15 protein-coding genes are annotated in these 23,219 nt (G+C 64.5%); 14 read left to right on the top strand and 1 reads right to left on the bottom strand.

Annotation, left to right across the window (positions count from 1 at the left end; translation table 11 throughout):
• Positions 1-98 precede the first annotated feature (98 nt).
• The 7 genes from hutC (at position 99) to hutG (ending at position 8,854) form a co-directional block, all read left to right on the top strand.
• The gene (gene hutC / locus AACG97_RS26090; RefSeq protein ID WP_154211989.1) at positions 99-809 is read left to right on the top strand and encodes a histidine utilization repressor; all 711 of its coding nucleotides are present in this window, start codon (positions 99-101) and stop codon (positions 807-809) included.
• The gene (locus AACG97_RS26085) at positions 806-1,378 is read left to right on the top strand and encodes a HutD/Ves family protein (protein WP_197886691.1); all 573 of its coding nucleotides are present in this window, start codon (positions 806-808) and stop codon (positions 1,376-1,378) included. The genes hutC and AACG97_RS26085 overlap by 4 nt, the downstream gene beginning before the upstream one ends.
• Positions 1,379-1,968: 590 nt before the next feature.
• Positions 1,969-3,642: a urocanate hydratase gene (gene hutU, locus AACG97_RS26080; RefSeq protein WP_338464251.1), complete on the top strand. Its 1,674-nt coding sequence runs from the start codon at positions 1,969-1,971 to the stop codon at positions 3,640-3,642.
• Between the two features lie 105 nt (positions 3,643-3,747).
• Positions 3,748-5,280: a histidine ammonia-lyase gene (gene hutH, locus AACG97_RS26075; RefSeq protein WP_225786360.1), complete on the top strand. Its 1,533-nt coding sequence runs from the start codon at positions 3,748-3,750 to the stop codon at positions 5,278-5,280.
• A gap of 135 nt (positions 5,281-5,415) precedes the next feature.
• On the top strand, positions 5,416-6,819 hold the full coding sequence (locus AACG97_RS26070; RefSeq protein WP_125855078.1) for an amino acid permease: 1,404 nt from the start codon (positions 5,416-5,418) through the stop codon (positions 6,817-6,819).
• A 15-nt stretch (positions 6,820-6,834) separates the two neighbouring features.
• Positions 6,835-8,040: an imidazolonepropionase gene (gene hutI, locus AACG97_RS26065; RefSeq protein ID WP_029885411.1), complete on the top strand. Its 1,206-nt coding sequence runs from the start codon at positions 6,835-6,837 to the stop codon at positions 8,038-8,040.
• A gap of 10 nt (positions 8,041-8,050) precedes the next feature.
• Positions 8,051-8,854 carry an N-formylglutamate deformylase gene (gene hutG / locus AACG97_RS26060; RefSeq protein WP_009684271.1) on the top strand — a complete coding sequence of 268 codons (804 nt, stop codon included), beginning with the start codon at positions 8,051-8,053 and terminating at the stop codon, positions 8,852-8,854.
• A gap of 28 nt (positions 8,855-8,882) precedes the next feature.
• Here the strand turns inward: hutG and AACG97_RS26055 are convergent, their stop codons facing one another.
• Positions 8,883-14,336 (bottom strand): dermonecrotic toxin domain-containing protein, encoded by a 5,454-nt coding sequence (locus AACG97_RS26055; protein ID WP_232554988.1) that lies wholly within the window; start codon positions 14,334-14,336, stop codon positions 8,883-8,885.
• Positions 14,337-14,484: 148 nt separating this feature from the next.
• Between AACG97_RS26055 and pip the strand changes: the two genes are divergently transcribed.
• The 7 genes from pip to AACG97_RS26020 all read left to right on the top strand — a co-directional run bounded on the left by pip (position 14,485) and on the right by AACG97_RS26020 (position 23,137).
• A complete protein-coding gene (gene pip / locus AACG97_RS26050) occupies positions 14,485-15,456 on the top strand; it encodes a prolyl aminopeptidase (protein WP_009684268.1) in 972 nt (323 codons plus the stop codon).
• Positions 15,453-15,890 carry a D-aminoacyl-tRNA deacylase gene (gene dtd / locus AACG97_RS26045; protein ID WP_009684267.1) on the top strand — a complete coding sequence of 146 codons (438 nt, stop codon included), beginning with the start codon at positions 15,453-15,455 and terminating at the stop codon, positions 15,888-15,890. Before pip ends, dtd begins: the two co-directional genes overlap by 4 nt.
• A gap of 263 nt (positions 15,891-16,153) precedes the next feature.
• Positions 16,154-17,884 (top strand): glucan biosynthesis protein G, encoded by a 1,731-nt coding sequence (locus tag AACG97_RS26040; RefSeq protein WP_202981962.1) that lies wholly within the window; start codon positions 16,154-16,156, stop codon positions 17,882-17,884.
• Entirely contained in the window at positions 17,877-20,396 is a 2,520-nt protein-coding gene (mdoH, locus tag AACG97_RS26035) for a glucans biosynthesis glucosyltransferase MdoH (protein ID WP_445261812.1), read from the top strand. The genes AACG97_RS26040 and mdoH overlap by 8 nt, the downstream gene beginning before the upstream one ends.
• 142 nt (positions 20,397-20,538) lie before the next feature.
• A complete protein-coding gene (locus AACG97_RS26030) occupies positions 20,539-21,336 on the top strand; it encodes a transporter substrate-binding domain-containing protein (RefSeq protein WP_033690660.1) in 798 nt (265 codons plus the stop codon).
• Between the two features lie 111 nt (positions 21,337-21,447).
• Entirely contained in the window at positions 21,448-22,410 is a 963-nt protein-coding gene (locus AACG97_RS26025) for an amino acid ABC transporter permease (RefSeq protein ID WP_009684299.1), read from the top strand.
• Positions 22,403-23,137, top strand: coding sequence for an amino acid ABC transporter ATP-binding protein (locus tag AACG97_RS26020; protein ID WP_009684300.1), 735 nt, complete (start codon positions 22,403-22,405; stop codon positions 23,135-23,137). The genes AACG97_RS26025 and AACG97_RS26020 overlap by 8 nt, the downstream gene beginning before the upstream one ends.
• Positions 23,138-23,219: the final 82 nt, after the last annotated feature.

The raw sequence follows: 23,219 nt of genomic DNA, 5'->3' as shown, positions 1-23,219 counted from the left end.
TTGCCTGCCGGGTAAACTGCGGCAAGCTACAGCCCATTAAATTCGCACAAGGATCCAACGCCGTGCCGACACCTCCTGTCTCCGCGCTGGTTGCCCAGATGGGCGAGGGCCCGGCGCCGCTGTATGCGCGGGTCAAACAGATGATCGTCCAGCAGATCGACAACGGCAGCTGGCCGCCGCATCACCGGGTCCCCTCGGAGAGCGAGCTGGTCAACGAGCTCGGCTTCAGCCGCATGACCATCAACCGCGCCCTGCGTGAACTCACGGCCGAAGGCCTGCTGGTGCGCATGCAAGGGGTGGGCACTTTCGTGGCTGAGCCCAAAGGTCGGTCGGCGCTGTTCGAGGTGAACAACATCGCCGACGAAATTGCCGCCCGTGGCCACAAGCATACGTGTCAGGTCATCACCCTCACCGAGGAAGCGGCCGGCTCGGAGCGCGCCTTGGCCCTGGACATGCGCGAGGGCCAGCGGGTGTTTCATTCGCTGATCGTGCATTTCGAGAACGGCGTGCCGGTGCAGATCGAGGACCGTTACGTCAATGCGGCGATCGCCCCCGACTACCTCAAGCAGGATTTCACCCGGCAGACGCCCTACGCCTACCTGTCCCAGGTGGCGCCGTTGACCGAAGGCGAGCACGTGGTCGAGGCGATCCTCGCCGAGCCGGAGGAATGCCGGCTGTTGCAGATCGAGCGGGGCGAGCCTTGCCTGCTGATTCGGCGCCGCACCTGGTCGGGCCGCCAGCCGGTGACTGCCGCGCGGTTGATCCACCCCGGATCCCGTCATCGCCTGGAGGGGCGTTTCAGCAAATGAGCCAGTTGCAGGTGTTGCGCGCGCAGGATTACCCGCGCATGCCATGGAAGAACGGTGGCGGTTTCACTGAAGAAATCACCCGCGACAGCGGCGAAGGCCTGGACGGCTTCGGCTGGCGCCTGTCGATCGCCGATATCGAGGACTCGGGCGGCTTTTCCACGTTTGCCGGTTACCAGCGGATCATCACTGTGCTGCAGGGCGACGGCATGCGCCTGGTGGTGGACGGCCAGGCCAGCCGGCCATTGCTGGCCTGCGATGCATTTGCCTTCAGTGGCGAGAGCCAGGTCAGTTGCAGGTTGCTGGGCGGTGCGATTCGGGATTTCAACCTGATCTATGCGCCGCAGCGTTACCGGGCGCGGTTGCAGTGGCTGGACGGTACCCAGCGAATGTACACCTCGGCGTCGACGGTGTTGCTGTTTGCGGCCTGTAATCAGGTCGAGGTGGCCTTGGCTGGGCGTGAGGCGCAACGGCTGGGGTTGTATGACTGCCTGCGGCTGGAGGACAACGAAGCGTTGCTGGAGCTGGATGTGCAGGGGCGGTGCTGCCTGATCGAACTCATTCCAACTTGAGATAGCCGGGGCTGCGTTGCAGCCCAATCGCCGGCAAGCCAGCTCCCACGGGGATCGCATCAGGGCTGACAGGTGTTTGCCACAAGGTATGCAGCGCCTGTTAGAGCGAGCGCCGCCCGCGCGGCGCATCGCGAGCTGCGCTCGCTCCTACGTTTGTTTCGGGCCAATTATTCCTGTGGGATTTGCGCGCGAACGCCTTGGCGCATGCCTCAATATTGCGCCGTACAAACAAGGCGGCCGCGCGCATCTGGCACAGGGGTTACTGGCCCGAAACAAACGTAGGAGCGAGCGCAGCTCGCGATGCGCCGCGCGGGCGGCGCTCGATCCCACAGGCACTGAAGATGCAGCGGCTACCCTTGCCAGAAACCATAGAATCTCCCACAGGTATGCCACAAGTCTCGAAGGCTAGGTTCACCTGTGGGAGCTGGCTTGCCGGCGATTGGGTCGCGCAGCGGCCCCTTTGTTGTCCGATCCATTCAACGGACCGTTCCGATTATTTTGGTTGTCCATGCTTGTACATACAAGTAAAGGTGTGTTTGTATATTATCCACGACATACCCGCCCGCGCTCGACCGCAGAGGACCCTTCCCGTGACCGACAACAATAAATACCGTGACGTTGAAATCCGTGCCCCACGTGGCAACAAGCTCACCGCCAAAAGCTGGCTGACCGAAGCGCCACTGCGCATGCTGATGAACAACCTCGACCCGCAGGTCGCGGAGAACCCGAAGGAGCTGGTGGTTTATGGGGGCATCGGCCGCGCCGCGCGCAACTGGGCATGCTACGACAAGATCGTCGAAACCCTGACCCGCCTGGAAGACGACGAAACCCTGCTGGTGCAATCGGGCAAGCCGGTCGGGGTGTTCAAGACCCACAGCAACGCCCCGCGTGTATTGATCGCCAACTCCAACCTGGTGCCGCACTGGGCCAGTTGGGAGCACTTCAACGAGCTGGATGCCAAAGGGCTGGCGATGTACGGCCAGATGACCGCCGGCAGCTGGATCTACATCGGTAGCCAGGGCATTGTGCAGGGCACCTATGAAACCTTCGTCGAAGCCGGTCGCCAGCACTATCAGGGCAGCCTGAAAGGGCGCTGGGTGTTAACCGCCGGTCTGGGCGGCATGGGCGGTGCGCAGCCTCTGGCCGCGACGCTGGCGGGCGCCTGCTCGCTGAACATCGAATGTCAGCAGAGCCGCATCGATTTCCGTCTGCGTACCCGCTACGTGGATGAACAGGCCACCGACCTCGACGACGCCCTGGCACGCATCGCCAGGTACACCGCCGAAGGCCAGGCAATCTCCATCGCCCTGCACGGCAACGCCGCGGAAATCCTGCCCGAACTGGTCAAGCGCGGCGTGCGCCCGGACATGGTCACCGACCAGACCAGCGCCCACGACCCACTCAACGGTTACCTGCCCGCCGGCTGGACCTGGGAACAGTACCGCGACCGCGCGCAGACCGAACCTGCGGCAGTGGTCAAGGCCGCCAAGCAGTCGATGGCCGTGCACGTGCAGGCCATGCTCGACTTCCAGAAGCAGGGCATCCCGACGTTCGACTACGGCAACAACATCCGCCAGATGGCCAAGGAAGAAGGCGTCGCGAACGCCTTCGACTTCCCAGGTTTCGTACCCGCTTACATCCGCCCGTTGTTCTGCCGCGGCGTTGGCCCGTTCCGCTGGGCGGCGCTGTCCGGTGAGGCCGACGACATCTACAAGACCGACGCCAAGGTCAAGGAGCTGATCCCCGACGACGCCCACCTGCACCGCTGGCTGGACATGGCCCGCGAGCGCATCAGCTTCCAGGGCTTGCCGGCGCGTATCTGCTGGGTTGGCCTGGGGCTGCGTGCCAAGCTGGGCCTGGCGTTCAACGAAATGGTCCGCAGCGGCGAGCTGTCGGCGCCGGTAGTGATTGGCCGCGACCACCTGGACTCCGGGTCGGTGGCCAGCCCCAACCGCGAAACCGAAGCCATGCGCGATGGCTCGGACGCTGTCTCCGACTGGCCGCTGCTCAACGCCTTGCTCAATACCGCGGGCGGCGCCACCTGGGTCTCGCTGCACCACGGTGGCGGCGTAGGCATGGGCTTCTCGCAGCACTCGGGCATGGTCATCGTTTGCGACGGTACCGATGAAGCCGCCGAGCGTATCGCCCGCGTGCTGACCAACGACCCGGGGACCGGTGTCATGCGCCACGCCGATGCCGGCTACGACATCGCCATCGACTGCGCCAGGGAGCAGGGCCTGGACCTGCCGATGATTACGGGCTGACCCCCGGCTTTGGCTCGCACCCCGCCAGGGGTGATACTGAACAACAAGAAGGAGCGCACAGGCACCACAGACGGGCCTGTGGCTCCAAGCGATTGGAGTAGCAAAGTGACCGAATTCACCCTCAAGCCAGGCACCCTGACCCTGGCCCAGCTGCGCGCCATTCACGCCGCGCCCGTGCGCTTGCAGCTGGATGCCAGCGCCGCGCCCGCCATTGACGCCAGTGTGGCCTGCGTTGAGCAGATCATTGCCGAAGACCGCACCGCCTACGGGATCAACACCGGCTTTGGCCTGCTGGCGTCGACCCGTATCGCCAGCCACGACCTGGAAAACCTGCAACGCTCGCTGGTGCTGTCCCACGCTGCCGGTGTCGGTGCGCCGCTGGATGACGACCTGGTGCGGCTGATCATGGTGCTGAAGATCAACAGCCTCAGCCGCGGGTTCTCCGGCATTCGCCGCAAGGTCATCGACGCGCTGATCGCCCTGGTCAATGCCGAAGTCTACCCGCACATCCCGCTGAAAGGGTCGGTCGGGGCTTCCGGTGACCTCGCCCCCTTGGCGCATATGTCGCTGGTGCTGCTGGGCGAAGGCAAGGCACGCTACAAGGGTCAGTGGCTGTCAGCGACCGAAGCCTTGGCGGTGGCCGGCCTCGAGCCATTGACCCTGGCCGCCAAGGAGGGCCTGGCCCTGCTCAACGGCACGCAGGCTTCCACCGCCTATGCGCTGCGCGGCCTGTTCCAGGGTGAAGACCTGTACGCCGCTGCCATTGCCTGCGGTGGCCTGAGCGTCGAAGCCGCGCTGGGTTCGCGTTCGCCATTCGATGCGCGTATCCACGAAGTGCGGGGCCAGCGCGGCCAGATCGACACCGCGGCGTGCTTCCGCGACCTGCTGGGCGACGCCAGCGAAGTGTCGCTGTCGCACAAGAACTGCGACAAGGTGCAGGACCCGTATTCGTTGCGCTGCCAGCCGCAGGTCATGGGTGCGTGCCTGACCCAGTTGCGCCAGGCCGCCGAAGTGCTGGGGGTCGAAGCCAACGCCGTATCCGACAACCCGCTGGTGTTCGCTGCCGAAGGGGACGTGATTTCCGGCGGCAACTTCCACGCCGAGCCGGTGGCCATGGCCGCCGACAACATTGCCCTGGCCATCGCCGAAATCGGCTCGCTCAGCGAGCGCCGCATCTCGCTGATGATGGACAAGCACATGTCCCAGCTGCCGCCGTTCCTGGTGGAAAACGGCGGGGTCAACTCCGGCTTCATGATTGCCCAGGTGACCGCTGCTGCGCTGGCCAGCGAGAACAAGGCCCTGTCCCACCCGCACAGCGTCGACAGCCTGCCCACCTCGGCGAACCAGGAAGACCACGTTTCGATGGCCCCGGCTGCCGGCAAGCGCCTGTGGGAAATGGCCGAGAATACCCGAGGCGTCCTGGCCATCGAATGGCTGGGTGCCTGCCAGGGCCTCGACCTGCGCAAAGGCCTGAAGACCTCCACCAAGCTGGAGCAGGCGCGCCAGGCGCTGCGCAGCGAAGTGCCGCACTATGACCGTGACCGTTTCTTTGCGCCAGACATCGAGAAGGCCGTGGAACTGCTGGCCAAGGGGAGCCTGACCGGTTTGCTGCCGGCCGGTGTGCTGCCAAGCCTGTAATGCCCCTGGGGCCGCCATGCGGCCCACTCGCCGGCAAGCCGGCTCCCACAGTGAGGGGGCTGGCTTGCCGGCGATCTGGCTGCAAGGCAGCCCCCTCTCGACCTCACGACCACAAAAACAATTCAAGGACGTGACATGCAACAAGCTCAAGGTCTCAAGCGTGGGCTAAGCGCCCGCCACATCCGTTTCATGGCCCTCGGTTCGGCCATCGGCACCGGGCTGTTCTACGGCTCTGCCTCGGCCATCCAGATGGCCGGCCCGGCCGTGTTGCTGGCCTACCTGATCGGCGGCGCCGCCGTGTTCATGGTCATGCGCGCCCTCGGCGAAATGGCCGTGCACAACCCGGTGGCCGGCTCGTTCGGCCACTACGCCACCACCTACCTCGGCCCCATGGCCGGCTTCATCCTCGGCTGGACCTACGCCTTCGAGATGGTCATCGTCGCCATTGCCGACGTGACCGCCTTCGGCATCTACATGGGGTTCTGGTTCCCCGAGGTCGCCCGCTGGATCTGGGTGCTGGGCATCGTGTTCCTGATTGGCGGCCTGAACCTGTGCAACGTCAAGGTCTTTGGCGAAATGGAGTTCTGGCTGTCGTTGCTCAAGGTCGGCGCCATCGTGGCGATGATCCTGGCCGGCCTGGGCATCATGGCCTTCGGCTTCAGCCAGGTGGGCAGCGGGCATGCCATTGGCGTGAGCAACCTGTTCGACCATGGCGGCTTCATGCCCAATGGCGTCGGTGGCCTGATCGCCTCGTTCGCCGTGGTGATGTTCGCCTTTGGCGGCATCGAGATCATCGGTGTCACGGCCGGTGAGGCCAAAGACCCACAGCGCGTGATCCCCAAGGCGATCAACGCGGTGCCGCTGCGCATCCTGCTGTTCTATGTGCTCACCTTGTTCGTGCTGATGTGCCTGTACCCATGGCCGCAGATCGGTAGCCAGGGCAGCCCGTTCGTGCAGATCTTCAGCAACCTGGGTATCGGTTCGGCGGCCGCGGTGCTGAACGTGGTGGTGATCTCGGCGGCGATTTCGGCCATCAACAGCGACATCTTCGGTGCCGGCCGCATGATGTATGGCCTGGCCCAGCAAGGCCATGCGCCGCGCGGCTTCAGCAAGTTGTCCAGGCACGGCGTGCCGTGGATGACCGTGGTCGTGATGGGGGCGGCACTGCTGGTGGGCGTGCTGCTCAACTACCTTATCCCCGAGAACGTGTTCCTGCTGATCGCCTCGATCGCCACCTTCGCCACCGTCTGGGTGTGGCTGATGATCCTGGTTACCCAGGTGGCCATGCGCCGGAGCCTGCGCCGTGAAGAGGTCGCCCAGCTGAAGTTCCCGGTACCGTTCTGGCCCTATGGCCCGGCCATGGCCATTGCCTTCATGGTGTTCATCTTTGGCGTGCTCGGTTACTTCCCGGACACCCAGGCGGCGTTGGTCGTCGGGGTGGTCTGGGTGGTGTTCCTGGTGGCGTCCTACCTGCTGTGGTGCAAGCCGCGGGCAGGGCAGGGCCAGCCAGTTGCAGAGCCGGCCGAGCTACACCGCTAGTACAGGAGATTGTGCATGAGAACCCTCTGGCAGCACTGCCATGCGGCAACCATGGCCGAAGGCCGCTATTCGCTTATCGAAGATGCGGCCATCGTCACCCACGCCGGGCTGATCGAATGGATCGGCCCGCGGGCCGGGCTGGGCCCGGTCGAGGCCGAGCGCACGGTGGACCTGGGCGGCGCCTGGGTCACCCCCGGGCTGATCGATTGCCATACCCACGCGGTATTCGGTGGCAACCGCAGTGGCGAGTTCGAACAGCGCCTGCAAGGCGTCAGCTATGCCGAAATCGCCGCCCAGGGCGGGGGCATTGCCAGCACCGTGCGGGCCACCCGTGCGGCCAGCGAGGATGAGCTGTTCGCCAGTGCGCGCCAGCGGGTTCAAGCCTTGATGCGCGACGGCGTGACAACCCTCGAGGTCAAGTCCGGCTACGGCCTGGACCTGGCCAACGAACGCAAGATGCTGCGCGTGGCCAGGCGGCTGGCGGATGCCCTGCCACTGACGGTGCGGGCCACCTGCCTGGCTGCCCACGCCTTGCCACCGGAATACGCCGGCCGGGCGGACGACTACATCACGCACATCTGCGACGAACTGCTGCCAAGCCTGGTCGGCGAAGGCCTGGTGGACGCAGTGGACGCCTTCTGCGAGCACCTGGCGTTCACCCCGGCCCAGGTCGAGCGGGTGTTCATCAAGGCGCGGGCGTTGGGGGTGCCGGTCAAGCTGCACGCCGAACAGTTGTCTTCGCTACACGGCTCCAGCCTGGCTGCGCGTTACCAGGCGCTGTCGGCCGACCACCTGGAATTCATGACTGAAGAAGACGCCATCGCCATGGCCAAGGCGGGCACGGTCGCGGTGCTGCTGCCGGGCGCTTTCTATTTTTTGCGCGAAACCCAACTGCCGCCGATGGACGCCTTGCGCCGCCATGGGGTGAAGATCGCCCTTGCCAGCGACCTCAACCCGGGTACCTCGCCCGGGTTGTCGCTGCGGTTGATGCTGAACATGGGCTGCACGTGCTTCCGTATGACGCCGGAAGAAGCCCTGGCCGGCGTCACGGTGCATGCCGCCACCGCGCTGGGCCTGGGTGACAGCCACGGCTCGCTGGAAGTTGGCAAGGTGGCCGATTTCGTCGCCTGGCAGGTCGAGCGCCCCGCCGACCTGGCGTACTGGCTCGGCGGCGACCTGCCCAAGCGCGTGGTGCGCAGTGGCCATGAAATTACCAATTGAGGGAGGCTAGATGGACAAGGTATTGAGTTTCCACCAAGGGCATTTGCCGTTGCTGATCAGCATGCCCCACGCCGGCCTCAAGCTCACCCCGGCCGTGGACCAGGGCCTGGTCGACCAAGCGCGCAGCCTGCCCGACACGGATTGGCACATACCACGTCTTTACGACTTTGCCCGGGAACTGGGGGCCAGCGTGGTCGCCGCGCAGTATTCGCGGTTCGTCATCGACTTGAACCGCCCGGCTGACGACAAACCGTTATATGCCGGTGCTACAACCGGCTTGTATCCGGCCACGCTGTTCGATGGCGTGCCTTTGTTCAAGCAGGGGCTGGAGCCCACTGCCGAAGCGCGCGAGGCCTGCCTGGCGACGATCTGGCAGCCTTATCACCAAACGATCCGCAACGAGCTGGCGCGCCTGCGGGAAATCCACGGCTACGCGCTGCTGTGGGATGCCCACTCGATTCGTTCGCTGATCCCGCACCTGTTCGATGGCAGGCTGCCGGACTTCAACCTGGGCACGTTCAATGGCGCCAGTTGCGACCCGGACCTGGCCGAGCGGCTGGTGCAGGTGTGCAGCCAAGCCCAGGGTTACAGCCATGTGCTTAACGGGCGTTTCAAAGGCGGCCACATCACCCGGCATTACGGCGACCCGGCGCATGACATCCATGCCGTACAGCTGGAGCTGGCGCAAAGCACCTACATGGAAGAGCAGGAGCCGTTTACCTACCGCGAAGACCGCGCCCAGCCGACGCGCGAGGTGTTGAAGGCGTTGCTCCAGGCCGCATTGGCGTGGGGCCGGGAGCATTACGGCAAGTAATGAGCGGCGCGCCGTCGCGTGGGTTGGCTCAGCTATTACCCACGAAGGTGAGGGTGAGTTCGCGCAGCAGCGCCAGCTCTTCCTGCTGCTTGTCCTCCCAAAGGCCCTGCTGCAGAGCGACTTCCTCGTGCAGCGGGTGCTCGCTGCCGGACAGCTCCAGTACCCGCTGGCGGTAACGGGCCTCTATCTGCGCGAAGCGCGGCGCATGTTCGCCGCGCAGGCGCTGGGCCCAGCTGCTATTGGCCAGCAGGTAATCGATGAACACTTCACTGTGTTCGCTCTGGCGCACGCTTTCCAGTACCCGCGACAGCTCGCCACGGGCCAGGTTTGCGGCCCCGCGAAAACGCATGCTGTCGGCGATCGGCAGGTCCAGCTCCCTGGCCAGCTCGCGACGGTAGGCCAGGCGCACCGAGACCAGGTCGCCCGAACCGGTGCGCGTGGCGGCAAGCTTTTCCAGCTGGTCCACGCGGAACAGCCGTAACAGGCGCTGGTGCAGGCTGTGCAGGGTATCGCCAGCGTCGATCAGCAGGCGGTTGGCCATGAGGTACAGTTCGATGTTGTTGAACTCCTGAAGTGCGCCGTCGTGGCACGTCTGCGAGCCCGTCTCTGGGTCGGGCAGCGCCGCTGCGGCAATGCTTTCCATGATCGGCCGTTCATCCTGGTTGGCTGCGGCTGCCACCAGCATCAGGCGCACCCGCGCACAGAAGTCGCCCCGGGTGGTAGGGTCGACGAACGGCGCGGCATTGTGCAAACGGCCTGCTAGCCGCAACAGGTCGCTGCCCTCCAGCTGTTGCCAGCAGCTGCGCAAGGCTTCGTTCTGAGCCTCGTCACCCAGCAGCCAGTCTTCGAGCCTGGGGGTGTCGTCGCCCTGCAACGGGAAGTGCGGATGGTCGAGCGAGCCTTCACTGGACGAGTTGACCAGCATCAGGTTGTCTGGAATGTCCAGGGCGAACGAGTAACTGCGCTGGCTATCCGAGTAGGCCCGCACGCGCAGGATGGTGGCGTCGGGCAAGGGGTTGTCGAACAACGAAATCGACGAAATCGGCATGGCGTTGTTCAGGTTGGAGAGGATGTGCTCGGGCAGTTGGGTGATGTTGTTCGAGCTGAGGTCCAGCAACTCCAGGGGTAGCAGCGCGTCGCACCAGTCTGGCCACGCGTGCAGGTTCATGTTGGTCAGTTCGAGGGACGTCAGGTTGGCGGACAACCGCGCAGGCACCTGGGTGATGTTGCCGACCCGGTTGCCAGACAGGTCGAGCGAGGTCAGGTGCTCAAGCTCGGCAAAGGTTTCCAGCATGGCCCGGTCGACCTCCAGGCCCATGTTGCGAAACTCCAGGTAGGTCAGGCGCGGCAGGCGCGGCAAGGCCGATGCCAGTGCAGGCGTAGCACCTTGGTGAGCATCGATGGTCAGGCGGGTGATGTTCGGAAAGCGGGCAAGCAGTTCGCTGAGTTGTGCTGAGGTGCCACTGAGGCGGGTCAGGGTCATGGCATGCACACGCTCGCCGAAGAACGCCGGGAGGCGACGCGGGAAGTGTTCGATGGCAACGTCCTCCAGTTGCAGGCGAAGGTATTGCTGGCCCTGCTCCTGGCGCTCCCAGAATGCGTTTATCGCTGCTGCCATACGCTGCCGGTCGGTCAGGGCCGCCTGGGTCAACGGGTTGCTCGAACTCGAGGCATGGACCCAGCCATCGATCGCATCGCGCATGAGTTGCCGCTCGCTGCGGAGGCGTTCCAGCCGTTGGTTCAGCGCCGGGGGCTGATCCACGGTGACCTGGGCGGTTTCCGGGCGTTCGTTCAGCAGCAGGCGTTGCAGGTGCGTTTCATTGATGGGGTTGCCTTGCAGCGAAATCACCGGCGCGCGTTGCAGCGGCGTTTCCCCCAGCAGGAACGCGGGCAGTGACGTCAGGTTGTTGTCCTGTAACGACAGGTGCCCGATACGGCTCAGGGTTTCGCTGTCGATACCGGTGGGCCATTGGCTCAGTTGCATCCGGTTCAAGCCCAGGTAATCCAGGGTAAACCAGTGGAAGCTGGCCCTGTCGATGCCTTGCTGCAGCCGGTTGCCACTGAGGTCCAGATGGGCAAGCCGTGCATGGCCTGCCAGCTCGCCAAGGTGGCTGTTGCTGAACGCCAGGTTCTGGTTGGTCATGGCCAGCCTGCGCAGGTTCGGCAGGGTCGAGGCAATGGTCGGCACGCTGGGCAGCAGTAGCGAGGGGGTTGCCCTGGGGTTGTACGGCCTGCTGATTTCCAGTGCTTCCAGCCCGGGCATCAGCCGCAGCAAGCGTTGCATCAGCCGCTCGCTCTGGCCCCAACCTGCCAGGGTGCCGCTTGGCAGGTCGAGCAGGTGCAGGCTGCGCACGCGGCGGTAGAAGAAATCGGGCAGGGTCAGCGGGATGTCGGTCAGCGGTACGCCTTGCACGCGCAGCTCGGCACCGAGCGCGGCATCATCCTCCAGGGCGGTGTCGTACCAGTGCTGCATGATCGCTTCACGCAGGGTGTCATAGGTGCGGGCCGCCTGGTCGGAGGCCGGTGAAATGGCTTCGCTCCAGTCGTCCAGGCTGCGTTGCAAGGCGTTGCGTTGCTCCATCAGCGTGGTCAGGTATTCGAGGATCTGCAGCCGGCTGCGGCCGTTGGCGGCAAGCGACATCAGCACCTGCTCGGCCGGCCTGCCGGTGCGTTCCGGAATGCCGGTGGCCCTCAGCGTGCTCAGCAGGTGCTGGCGCATGCTGCCCTGGCTTTGGTCATCACCGCTGCTCAAACGGTAGCCAACGCGGCCATCGGCAAGGCGCATCGGCGAGCGATAGCCGGGCCGGGGCGGTTGCATGCCCAACGCATCGCGTAAGGCCGGGCGGGGTAACAACGGGCTCTGTTGCAGCAGGTGCTGAAGGGCCTCGCCGCTGGTGACGCCCAGGCCTTGCATGGCGTCGGGCAAGGCTGCATGCAGCGCGCTGAAGAGCTGCGGGTAGCGACGCACCACCGCCCCGGGCTCGCCCTGCGCGTGAACGATGTAGCCGGCTGGCGAGTGGGTGATGGTCGCCCAGGGGCTGCTGCCCTGCGCGCCGATGGCATGGTCCTGGTCGGGCCAGTGACTGCGCTGCAACAGGCGCAGCCGCGTGTCTGCTGGCCAGCCCGGCAGGTGGGGCAGGGTTTGCATGATCAGCCGGTCGCTGTCCCAGCTTTGCGCGCCGGCCAGGTACAGGCCCTCATAAGCGCGGGCAAGGCGCACGTGTTGTTGGTAGGCGCGTATTTCCTCGGCCAGGTGCAGGGGCACCTTGCCGGCACCAAGGGCTTGCAGGTCAATGGCACTTGCGTTGCGCACCAGCTCATCGATGATCGGCGCTGGCAGGCTGGGGTAGACCCGGCGGATCACCTCGCCGTTGGCCGGCAGGGGGCTAGCGATGCGCGCGTACGCCGTGGTGAACGCTGCAGGCCAGGCGCTTTGGTCTGGCAGCTGGCGGATGTGGGCATCCAGCTTGAACCGCTGCAGGGTGTCTTCCAGCAGTGCGGGCAGCCGCCGGTTGTGGGCCAGGCAGTGGCGCAGCGTGTCTTCGTGGATATCGCAGACGTGCAGGATTCGCTGCAACGTCGCTTCATCGAAAGACCCGCTCAGGTGCCCCAGGCGGCGCAGCAGGCGTGCGCCGTCCCAGCTTTGCGGCTGCTCGGACTCCAGCAACCATGCCCCTGCACCATTGTGCAGCGCTTTGGGCTGGTAGCCTGCCGGGCGGGTCGGGTGTTCAAGGCGGTAACCCGTGGCAGCGGGGGTCACCGAGTAGACCCGGTTTTCCACGGGCAGCCAGGTTTTGCCGCCGTAGTGAAGCAGGCCGGATTCGTCTGGCTCCAGCCCACCCGGCAATACCCGGTCGTGGGCAAAGGGCGCCAGGTCCGCATGCCACAGGCGGCGCTCGCCGTCGGCCAGGTCGATTGGCTGCAGTTCTTCGATGAATGATGGCGTCTCCACGGGGATCCGCTCGACCACCGGCGTAGCCTGCCCCCCGCCGGCTGCCGCGAGCGCGGCCATGATGGCGACGTTGTCGATCACGTCCATCAAGTAGTCGAATGCCTGCTGGCGATCACCGTCAAGCCAGCTGTCGATGCCCTCGAACGTTTCATTGGCCAGCTGCAGGGCCGTTACCCCAAGCATCGCGGCGCCAAGCGGGGGGATGAACAGGGCGGCAACGTTCAGGCTGACGAAGGCCAGGGCCTTGAAGTAGTCAAGGTGGCGTTGCGCGGTCTTGCCGTTTTGCATGGCTGTCGGCACCGCATGGAACAGCCCGTCATCCCTCAGCCGCTTCTGCCGCTGGCAGGCCAGCTCGTCCAGGCACGGGCGGGTGAAGGGCTGCACGTGCAGACGCACCTGCGCGTTGGCGATGCGCTCCAGGAAGTGGCGCTTGTGCCGATCGGGTAGCAGGCGCTGGCATTCCGGGCGGCGGAAGGCAGGCAGCTGTTCACGCAGGAACGCTTCGGCATCGGCCCTGCTGGCGTGCTGGGTCAACGGCTCGGGCATGCCGGGCAGGTAAAGCACCACCCAGCCCGCATACGGGTACACTGGCCCTGGTGGGAATCGGCCGGCGCCCACCGGCCGGCGTGCGTCGAGGCCAATCGCCATGGCCCCGGTCAGCGGAACATGCAGCAACTCGATGCCCGCACACAGGACCGGGCGGCCATCGTGCTCAACCTTTGGCTCAGTGGCGAGCTTGAGCAAGGTTGCATGGAGGGCCGTGTCGATCCGGCCCAGCAGGCAGGCGTAGTGAACCTGCAACTCGAATGTGGAGCGCTCGGCAGCCTTGAACACGCCGGCAATGGCCGGCGCGTTGGGCTGCTCGCCCGGTGGGTCGAGCGCGTCGAGCAGCCGTTGATACTTGCCGCCGATATCCAGCTCGCGTGCCAGGGCCGCGAACGCTTCCGCGACGATGGGCAGTGGCACCGCCTGGGAGGCCAGGCCAACGTCGTTGCTATCGAGAATGGCCGAGGCGTGGCCGCCGGCGCGCAAGCCGTCCGGCTGGGCCTCGAAGGCCTCGAAGTTCTGCAAGGCACAATGCAGCAGGGGTTGGGTTGCCAGCTTCAGCGCGCGGGACGAAGTGACGAAAGGATCGCCGCCAGGGCTGGAGAGCGCCTCGGTAAGGGCGGCCGCCCTGTTCAGGTTCATCAGGTAGGTACGCTCGACATCGAGTGTGGTGCCCAAGCGCTGGCTGACCGCGGTGGACAGCAGCTCGGTGGCATAGCGCTGCAGGTCAGGCAGGGTTGCCAGGAGGGCACTCAGGTTCGCTTCGGCTTGCACGTGTTGGCCATAGGTTTGCACCAGGGCCTTGGCCACCGTTGGGTGTGCCAGGCATGCGCGTTCCAGCCTGGGGTCGCGCTGGCTGGCCGCCTGACGCAGCTGGCGGCGCTGCTCTGGCCGGGCGTCGACCACCCAGGCGGGTAGCTTGCTGCTGACCAACTGGTGGTAGAAGTCGGGCTCGCAGGCTGCAGGTTTGGTGGCGTCGATCATGGGGAGTCTCACTTCGAGGGTGTTCCCCGATGCTAGGGAGGCTCGCCTGCGCCCTGCACATAAGATGATCTCGCTTAGGTACATGCTCTAAGCGCAATTCAGGTTTATGATGGCCAACGGCCGAATATATCCTCACACGGAGTGCGCGATGCAGACCCTCTACCCGCAGATCAAACCCTACGCCCGGCACGATCTGGCCGTGGAAGCGCCGCATGTGTTGTATGTCGACGAAAGCGGCTCGCCGGAAGGTTTGCCCGTGGTGTTCATCCACGGTGGCCCTGGCGCTGGTTGCGACGCCCAGAGCCGCTGCTATTTTGACCCCAACCTGTATCGCATCATCACCTTCGACCAGCGCGGCTGTGGCCGCTCCACGCCCCATGCCAGCCTGGAGAACAACACCACGTGGCACCTGGTCAAAGACATGGAGCGTATCCGCGAGCACCTGGGTATCGATAAATGGGTGCTGTTCGGTGGCTCGTGGGGCTCCACCCTGGCCCTGGCTTACGCCCAGACCCACCCCGAGCGGGTGCATGGCCTGATCCTGCGCGGCATATTCCTGTGCCGGCCCCAGGAAATCCAGTGGTTCTACCAGGAGGGCGCCAGTCGCCTGTTCCCCGACTACTGGCAGGACTACATTGCGCCGATCCCCGCGCAGGAGCGTGGAGACCTGGTGGCGGCCTTCCACAAGCGCCTTACCGGCAATGACCAGATCGCCCAGATGCACGCCGCCAAGGCCTGGTCCACCTGGGAAGGTCGCACCGCCACCCTGCGCCCCAATCCGCTGGTGGTCGACCGCTTCTCCGAGCCGCAGCGGGCCCTGTCGATTGCCCGTATCGAATGTCACTTCTTCATGAACAACGCGTTCCTCGAGCCGGACCAGCTGATCCGCGACCTGCCGAAAATCGCCCATTTGCCGGCAGTGATCGTGCACGGCCGCTACGATGTGATCTGCCCGCTGGACAACGCCTGGGCCCTGCACCAGGCCTGGCCGAACAGCGAGCTGAAGGTGATCCGTGACGCTGGCCATGCGGCCTCCGAGCCTGGCATTACCGATGCACTGGTCCGTGCCGCCGACCAAATGGCACGCCGCTTGCTCGACCTGCCGCTGGAAGAAGCATGAGGGGCCTGCTGCAACGGGTGCGTGGGGCGCGGGTAGAAGTCGCGGGCGAGGTGGTGGGTGCCATCGACCAGGGGTTGCTGGTGCTGGTTGCCGTAGAGCCTGAAGATTCCCGCGAGCACGCCGATAAGCTTTTGCACAAGCTGTTGAACTACCGGGTGTTCAGCGACGAGCAGGGCAAGATGAACAAGTCGCTCAAGGATGTGGGCGGCGGCTTGCTGCTGGTGTCGCAGTTCACCTTGGCGGCAGACACCCGCAACGGCCTGCGCCCGAGCTTCTCGACGGCTGCGCCGCCGGCGCTCGGGGCCGAATTGTTCGACTATCTTTTGCAGCAGGCCAACAGCCAATACGCCCCTGTGGCCAGCGGCCGATTTGGCGCAGATATGCAGGTGCACTTGGTAAATGATGGCCCCGTGACATTTATGTTACAAATTTGAGGTCAATAAACCCCTTGTTCACAGGAAAACAAGGGGTTTTGTACGATAAATAGTTGTTCCAGCCTGATGCGTTGTCACGCGACCTGCTGGATAATCGCGCGCTGCATGGACCTGCGTTCGCAGGTTCGTTTCACTCTGACTCGAGCATTGTCTGGAACCGTTTGGGGAATCATTACGCCCTCTCGGGGTCCGAACAGTGCTCGCCAACCCGGCATTTGTCGCTGGCCGTTGGTTTCATGATCTGTTTTCGGCGAGGGTTGCTCGTGATTGTTAGTCCCCAAAAAGCATCAAGAATCCCCGGCATCCGGTTGCGCAAGGCCCTGATGGCCAGCATGGCCCTGGTTGGCCTGATGAGCGCGGGCCAGCTGTGGGCATTCAATCTTGACGATGTTGCAGCCAAGGCAAAGGATCTGGCCGGCCAGAAGTACGAGGCACCGAAAAGCAACCTGCCGGCAGTGTTCCGCGACATGAAGTTCGCGGACTACCAGAAGATCCACTTCCTGCAGGAAAAGGCCGAGTGGGCCAAGGACAAGACTCCGTTCAAGCTGTCCTTCTACCACCAGGGCATGCACTTCGACACACCGGTGAAAATCAACGAAGTCACCGCGACCAAGGTCGAGGAAATCAAGTACGACCCGAGCCGTTTCGAGTTCGGTGACGTGCCACACGACCCGGATACCACCAAGAACCTGGGGTACGCCGGTTTCCGTGTGCTGTACCCGATCAACAAGGCAGACAAGCAGGACGAAATCATGACCCTGCTGGGTGCCAGCTACTTCCGCGTAGTCGGCAAGGGCCATGTATACGGCCTGTCGGCCCGTGGCCTGGCCATCGACACCGCGCTGCCGTCGGGCGAGGAGTTCCCGCGCTTTACCGAGTTCTGGGTCGAGAAGCCCAAGCCGGCTGACAAGCATTTGGTGATCTACGCCCTGCTGGACTCGCCGCGTTCCACCGGCGCCTACAAACTGATCCTGCGCCCAGGCACCGACACCGTGGTCGACGTGCAGTCCCGCGTGTTCCTGCGTGATCAGGTCAGCCGCCTGGGCATTGCCCCGCTGACCAGCATGTACCTGTTCGGCCCTAACCAGCCGTCCAAAGTGCTCAACTACCGGCCGGCCCTGCATGACTCCGAAGGCCTGTCCATCCACGCTGGCAACGGCGAGTGGATCTGGCGCCCGCTGAACAACCCGAAACACCTGTCGGTCAGCAACTTCAGCGTGGAAAGCCCACGCGGTTTCGGCCTGATGCAGCGTCAGCGTGCCTTCAGCGACTACGAAGACCTCGACGACAACTACCAGAAGCGCCCAAGCGCCTGGATCGAGCCGAAGGGTGACTGGGGCAAGGGCACCGTCGACCTGGTCGAAATCCCGACTGCCGACGAGACCAACGACAATATCGTGGCGTTCTGGAGCCCGGAAAAGCTGCCTGAACCCGGCAAGCCGTTCGAGTACGACTACCGTCTGCACTTCACCATCGACGAACCCAAGTTCCAGGCCCCTGACCTGGGCTGGGTCAAGCAGACCCTGCGCTCCACGGGTGACGTCAAGCAGTCCAACCTGATCCGCCAGCCAGACGGCAGCGTGGCCTTCGTGGTCGACTTCGCCGGCCCGGCGCTGGCTGCCCTGCCTGAGGACACTCCGCTGCGCAGCCAGGTCAGCGTGGGCGACAACGCCGATGTGGTCGAGAACAACCTGCGCTATAACCCAGAGACCAAGGGCTGGCGCCTGACCCTGCGGCTGAAGGTCAAAGAGGCCAACAAGTCGACCGAAATGCGTGCCGCGCTGGTGCGTGATGTGCCAGCCGAACCGGCCAAGCCTGCCCAGGACGCCAAGCAAGACAAGGCCGCCGCCAAGCCTGCCAAGGCCGACAAAGCGGACAAGGCCGCCAAGGCCGAACAACCTGCCGCCGACGCGGCGCCCACCAACGGGGCCCCGGCCACCACCGAGAAGGTGCTGACCGAGACCTGGAGCTATCAGTTGCCTGCCGATGAGTAACTCAAGCGCAAGGCCGGAATCGCTTGGCGAGTACCTGGCCCACCTACCACTTGGCGACGAGCAGCGGGCAGAACTGGCCAGCTGCACCTCGTTCAGTGAGCTGCACCAACGCCTGGCGGCCAACCCGGCCGCCAGCCCTGCCGAGGCCGTGCAGGCCTCGGTGGGTCCGCGCCTTACCGTAGGCAGCGCCGCGGAGCTGGAAGAGGCCGAAATGCTCGGCGTCGACGGCAGCGGCCGCCTGTGCCTGAAGATTGCCCCGCCTATCAAGCGTACCAAGGTCGTGCCGGAGCCGTGGCGCACCAACCTGTTGGTCCGCATGTGGCGCCGCATGACCGGCCGCCCCAATGCGCCGCAGCCGCCCAAGCGCGAGCTGCCGGCAGCGCGCTGGCGCACCGTCGGGTCGATCCGCCGTTATATCCTGCTGGCCCTGATGATCGGTCAGACCATCGTTGCCGGCTGGTACATGAAGAGCATCCTGCCGTACCAGGGCTGGTCGTTCGTCGACCTAGACGAAGTGCTCAACCAGCCGTTGTGGGATACGGTGGTGCAGGTATGGCCCTATGCCTTGCAGACTTCCATCCTGATCCTCTTCGGCATCCTGTTCTGCTGGGTGTCGGCGGGCTTCTGGACCGCGCTGATGGGCTTCCTGGAGCTGCTCACCGGGCGCGACAAGTACAAGATCTCCGGCAGCAGCGCCGGCAACGAGCCGATTGCGCCCGAGGCGCGTACCGCGCTGGTGATGCCGATCTGCAACGAGGACGTGCCGCGGGTATTCGCCGGCCTGCGGGCGACGTTCGAATCGGTGGCCGCCAGTGGCAACCTCGACCGTTTCGACTTCTTCGTGCTCAGCGACACCAACGACACCGACATCGCCGTGGCCGAACAGCAGGCCTGGCTGGACGTGTGCCGTGAAACCAAAGGCTTTGGCCGGATCTTCTACCGCCGCCGCCGGCGGCGCGTGAAGCGCAAGAGCGGCAACCTCGACGACTTCTGCCGTCGCTGGGGTGGCGAGTACAAGTACATGGTCGTGCTCGACGCCGACAGTGTCATGAGTGGCGAATGCCTGAGCAGCCTGGTGCGCCTGATGGAGGCCAACCCGGACGCCGGTATCATCCAGACCGGGCCGAAAGCCTCGGGCATGGACACCCTGTATGCGCGCATGCAGCAGTTCGCCACCCGCGTGTACGGCCCGCTGTTCACTGCCGGGCTACATTTCTGGCAACTGGGCGAGTCGCACTACTGGGGCCACAACGCGATCATCCGCATGAAGCCGTTCATCGAGCACTGCGCCTTGGCGCCGTTGCCGGGCAAGGGCGCCTTCGCCGGCGCCATCCTGTCCCACGACTTCGTCGAAGCGGCGTTGATGCGCCGTGCCGGCTGGGGCGTGTGGATCGCCTACGACTTGCCGGGCAGTTACGAAGAGCTACCGCCGAACCTGCTTGACGAGCTCAAGCGTGACCGTCGCTGGTGCCACGGCAACCTGATGAACTTCCGCCTGTTCCTGGTCAAGGGCATGCACCCGGTGCACCGTGCGGTGTTTCTCACAGGGGTCATGTCGTACCTGTCGGCACCGTTGTGGTTCCTGTTCCTGGTGCTGTCGACCGCGCTGCTGGCGACCAACACGCTGATGGAGCCGCAGTACTTCATCGAGCCGTACCAGCTGTACCCGCTGTGGCCACAGTGGCACCCGGAAAAGGCCGTGGCGCTGTTCTCCACCACCATCGTGCTGCTGTTCCTGCCCAAGCTGCTCAGCGTCATCCTGATCTGGGCCAAGGGCGCCGTCGAGTTCGGCGGGCGAATCAAGGTCACCTTGTCGATGCTGATGGAGATGCTGTTCTCCATGCTGCTGGCGCCTGTGCGCATGATCTTCCATACCCGCTTCGTCCTGGCCGCGTTCCTCGGTTGGGCGGCGACCTGGAACTCGCCGCAGCGCGACGACGACTCCACACCGTGGAGCGAAGCGGTGCGTCGGCATGGCCCGCAGACGCTGCTGGGCATCGCCTGGGCCGGGCTGGTGGCATGGCTGAACCCAAGCTTCCTGTGGTGGCTGGCGCCGATCGTCGGTTCGCTGATGCTGTCGATTCCGGTATCGGTCATTTCCAGCCGCACCCGTCTGGGGCTGGCGGCCAAGGACGAGAAGCTGTTCCTGATCCCCGAGGAATACGCGACGCCGCAGGAGCTGCTGGCAACCGACCAGTACACCCACGAAAACCGCTGGCATGCCCTGCATGACGGTTTCGTGCGTGCTGTGGTCGACCCGCGGCAGAACGCCCTGGCCTGCGCCATGGCCACGGCCCGCCACGGGCAGGCGGCGCCGATCGAGGCGCTGCGTGCCGAGCGCGTGGCCAAGGCCATCGAGGTCGGGCCGAAAGGGCTGGACCTCAATACCCGCCTGGCGTTGCTCAGCGACCCGGTCGCCTTGAGCCGCCTGCACGAGCAGGTATGGGCCGAGCACAATGCGGCGTGGATCGATGTGTGGCGTGCCCGCGAAGCTTCAAGGGCCCACCCCTGATTTTGGCCAACAAAGTCCCCCCCAGTGCTAGGTCCCCGGGCCGGCATGCGTTAGCATCCCTCTCCGATACGAAGCATCGGCCGGTACGGCCGTGCCAACACAATAAGATTCGCTACTTTTCTTGCTAGGGGACTTGGTGATGATCAAGAAATACCTTTCGCGACTGCTGGTCGGTGTCACCGCCCTGGTCGCCGTGACAGCGGCGCAGGCCGGCGCCATCGATGATGCGGTCAAGCGCGGCACCTTGCGGGTGGGCATGGACCCGACCTACATGCCGTTCCAGATGACCAACAAGCGTGGCGAGATCATCGGCTTCGAGGTCGATATCCTCAAAGCCATGGCCAAGTCGATGGGCGTCAAGTTCGAGGCGGTGTCCACCGCTTACGACGGCATCATCCCGGCGCTGTTGACCGGCAAGTTCGACATGATCGGCAGCGGCATGACCCTTACCCAGGAACGCAACCTGCGCCTGAACTTCAGCGAACCCTTCATCGTGGTTGGCCAGACCCTGCTGATCCGCAAGGAACTGGCAGGCGAGATCAAGTCGTACAAGGACCTGAACAACGAGAAGTACCGCCTCACCTCCAAGCTTGGCACCACCGGCGAAATGGTTTCCAAGAAGCTGATCGGCAAAGCCAAGTACCATGGCTATGACAACGAGCAGGAAGCCGTGATGGATGTGGTCAACGGCAAGGCTGACGCTTTTGTCTACGACGCGCCCTATAACGTGGTGGCGGTGGACAAGGCCGGTGCCGGCAAGCTGTTGTTCCTCGAAGAACCCTTCACCTACGAGCCGCTGGCCTTCGGCCTGAAGAAAGGCGACTACGACAGCATCAACTTCATCAACAATTTCCTGCACCAGATCAAGCACGACGGGACCTACGATCGTATTCACGACAAGTGGTTCAAGAACAAGGACTGGCTGAAGGAAATGGAATAAAAGCTGGCTTCAAGCCGCAAGCTTCAAGCTGCAAGAACAAGCGGGTCGGTGTACGGTCCGCTTGTGCTTGCAGCTTGGAGCTTGCGGCTTGACGCTTTCTGGAGTACCCACGTGATCAAACACAAGAAAGCCCAGTGGCCCTGGCACGGGCTGACCGCGCTGGTCCTGGTGGGCCTGGCGTTCAGCCTGTACATGGCCACCTCGATGATTTCCTACGAGTGGCGCTGGAACCGCGTTCCGCAGTACTTCGCCTACAAGGCCGAGGAAACCCAGCGTGCAGCCGATTACGGCACCGTGCAGGGAATCGTCATTTCCGGCGATAACGCCCGCGTGACGCTGAAGGACGAAAGCGGCGCCGAGCAGGTGCTGGATGTGGACGCGGACAGCCTGCAACTGAGCCGCGGCGACGATGTTGCCGAGGGCGACCAGATCGGTGTGACCCGCCACTGGGCCGCCGGGCCGCTGGCCTGGGGCCTGTGGACCACGCTATGGATCTCGGTCGTGTCCGGCGCCTTGGGCCTGGTGATCGGCCTGTTCGCCGGCCTGTGCCGGTTGTCGACCAACCCGACCCTGCGCGACCTGTCGACGGTGTACGTCGAACTGGTGCGTGGCACCCCGTTGCTGGTGCAGATATTCATCTTCTACTTCTTCATCGGTACGGTGCTCAACCTGTCCCGCGAATTTGCCGGGGTGGCTGCACTGGCGTTGTTCACGGGCGCCTACGTGGCAGAAATCGTGCGGGCCGGGGTGCAGTCGATCGCCAAAGGCCAGAACGAAGCTGCGCGCTCGCTGGGCCTGAACGCCGGCCAGTCGATGCGCCACGTGATCCTGCCCCAGGCTTTCAAACGCGTACTGCCGCCCTTGGCCGGCCAGTTCATCAGCCTGGTCAAGGACACCTCGCTGGTGTCGGTGATCGCCATTACCGAATTGACCAAGAGCGGCCGCGAGGCCATTACCACCTCGTTCTCCACCTTCGAGATCTGGTTCTGTGTGGCAGGCCTGTACCTGCTGATCAACCTGCCGCTGTCGCACATTGCCAGCCGGCTCGAGCGGAGGCTTGCGCAAAGTGATTGAAGTCCGTGACCTGCTGAAAATATTCGACACCCGCGGCCAGGTGGTCCGGGCTGTGGATAACGTCACCACCCAGGTGGCCAAGGGCGAAGTGGTGGTGGTACTGGGCCCGTCGGGCTCGGGCAAGTCCACCTTCCTGCGTTGCCTTAACGGGCTGGAGCACTTCGACCAGGGCCATGTCGCCATCGACGGCCTGCAACTGGCTGACCCGAAGACCGACATCAACGCCTACCGCCGCGAAGTCGGCATGGTGTTCCAGCATTTCAACCTGTTCCCGCACATGACCGTGCTGGAAAACCTGTGCCTGGCGCAGAAGGTGGTGCGCAAGCGCAACAAGGCGGACCGTGAGGCCAAGGCGCGGGCGTTGCTGGAGAAGGTGGGCATTGCACAGAAGGCCAACGAATACCCGTCACGGCTTTCCGGCGGTCAGCAGCAGCGTGTAGCGATTGCCCGCGCCTTGTGCATGGAGCCCAAGGTCATGCTGTTCGATGAACCGACTTCTGCGTTGGACCCTGAAATGGTCGGCGAGGTGCTGGACGTGATGAAGACCCTGGCCCAGGAAGGCATGACTATGGTCTGCGTCACCCACGAAATGGGCTTTGCCCGCGAAGTGGCCGACCGGGTGCTGTTCTTCGATCACGGCAAATTGCTGGAAGACTCGGCCCCGGCCGCGTTCTTTGCCGCGCCGAAAGACCCCCGCGCGCAGGCCTTCCTGCGCCAGGTGCGTTAACCTGCACCGGCCTCTTCGCCGCTAAAGCCGCTCCTACACGCAACGTGGTCGGTGTAGGAGCGGCTTTAGCCGCGAACACCGG

This window comes from Pseudomonas sp. Nvir, assembly GCF_963778085.1.
GTDB classification, from domain to species: Bacteria; Pseudomonadota; Gammaproteobacteria; order Pseudomonadales; family Pseudomonadaceae; genus Aquipseudomonas; species Aquipseudomonas juntendi.
This window is presented reverse-complemented; position numbering and strand designations above follow the sequence as displayed.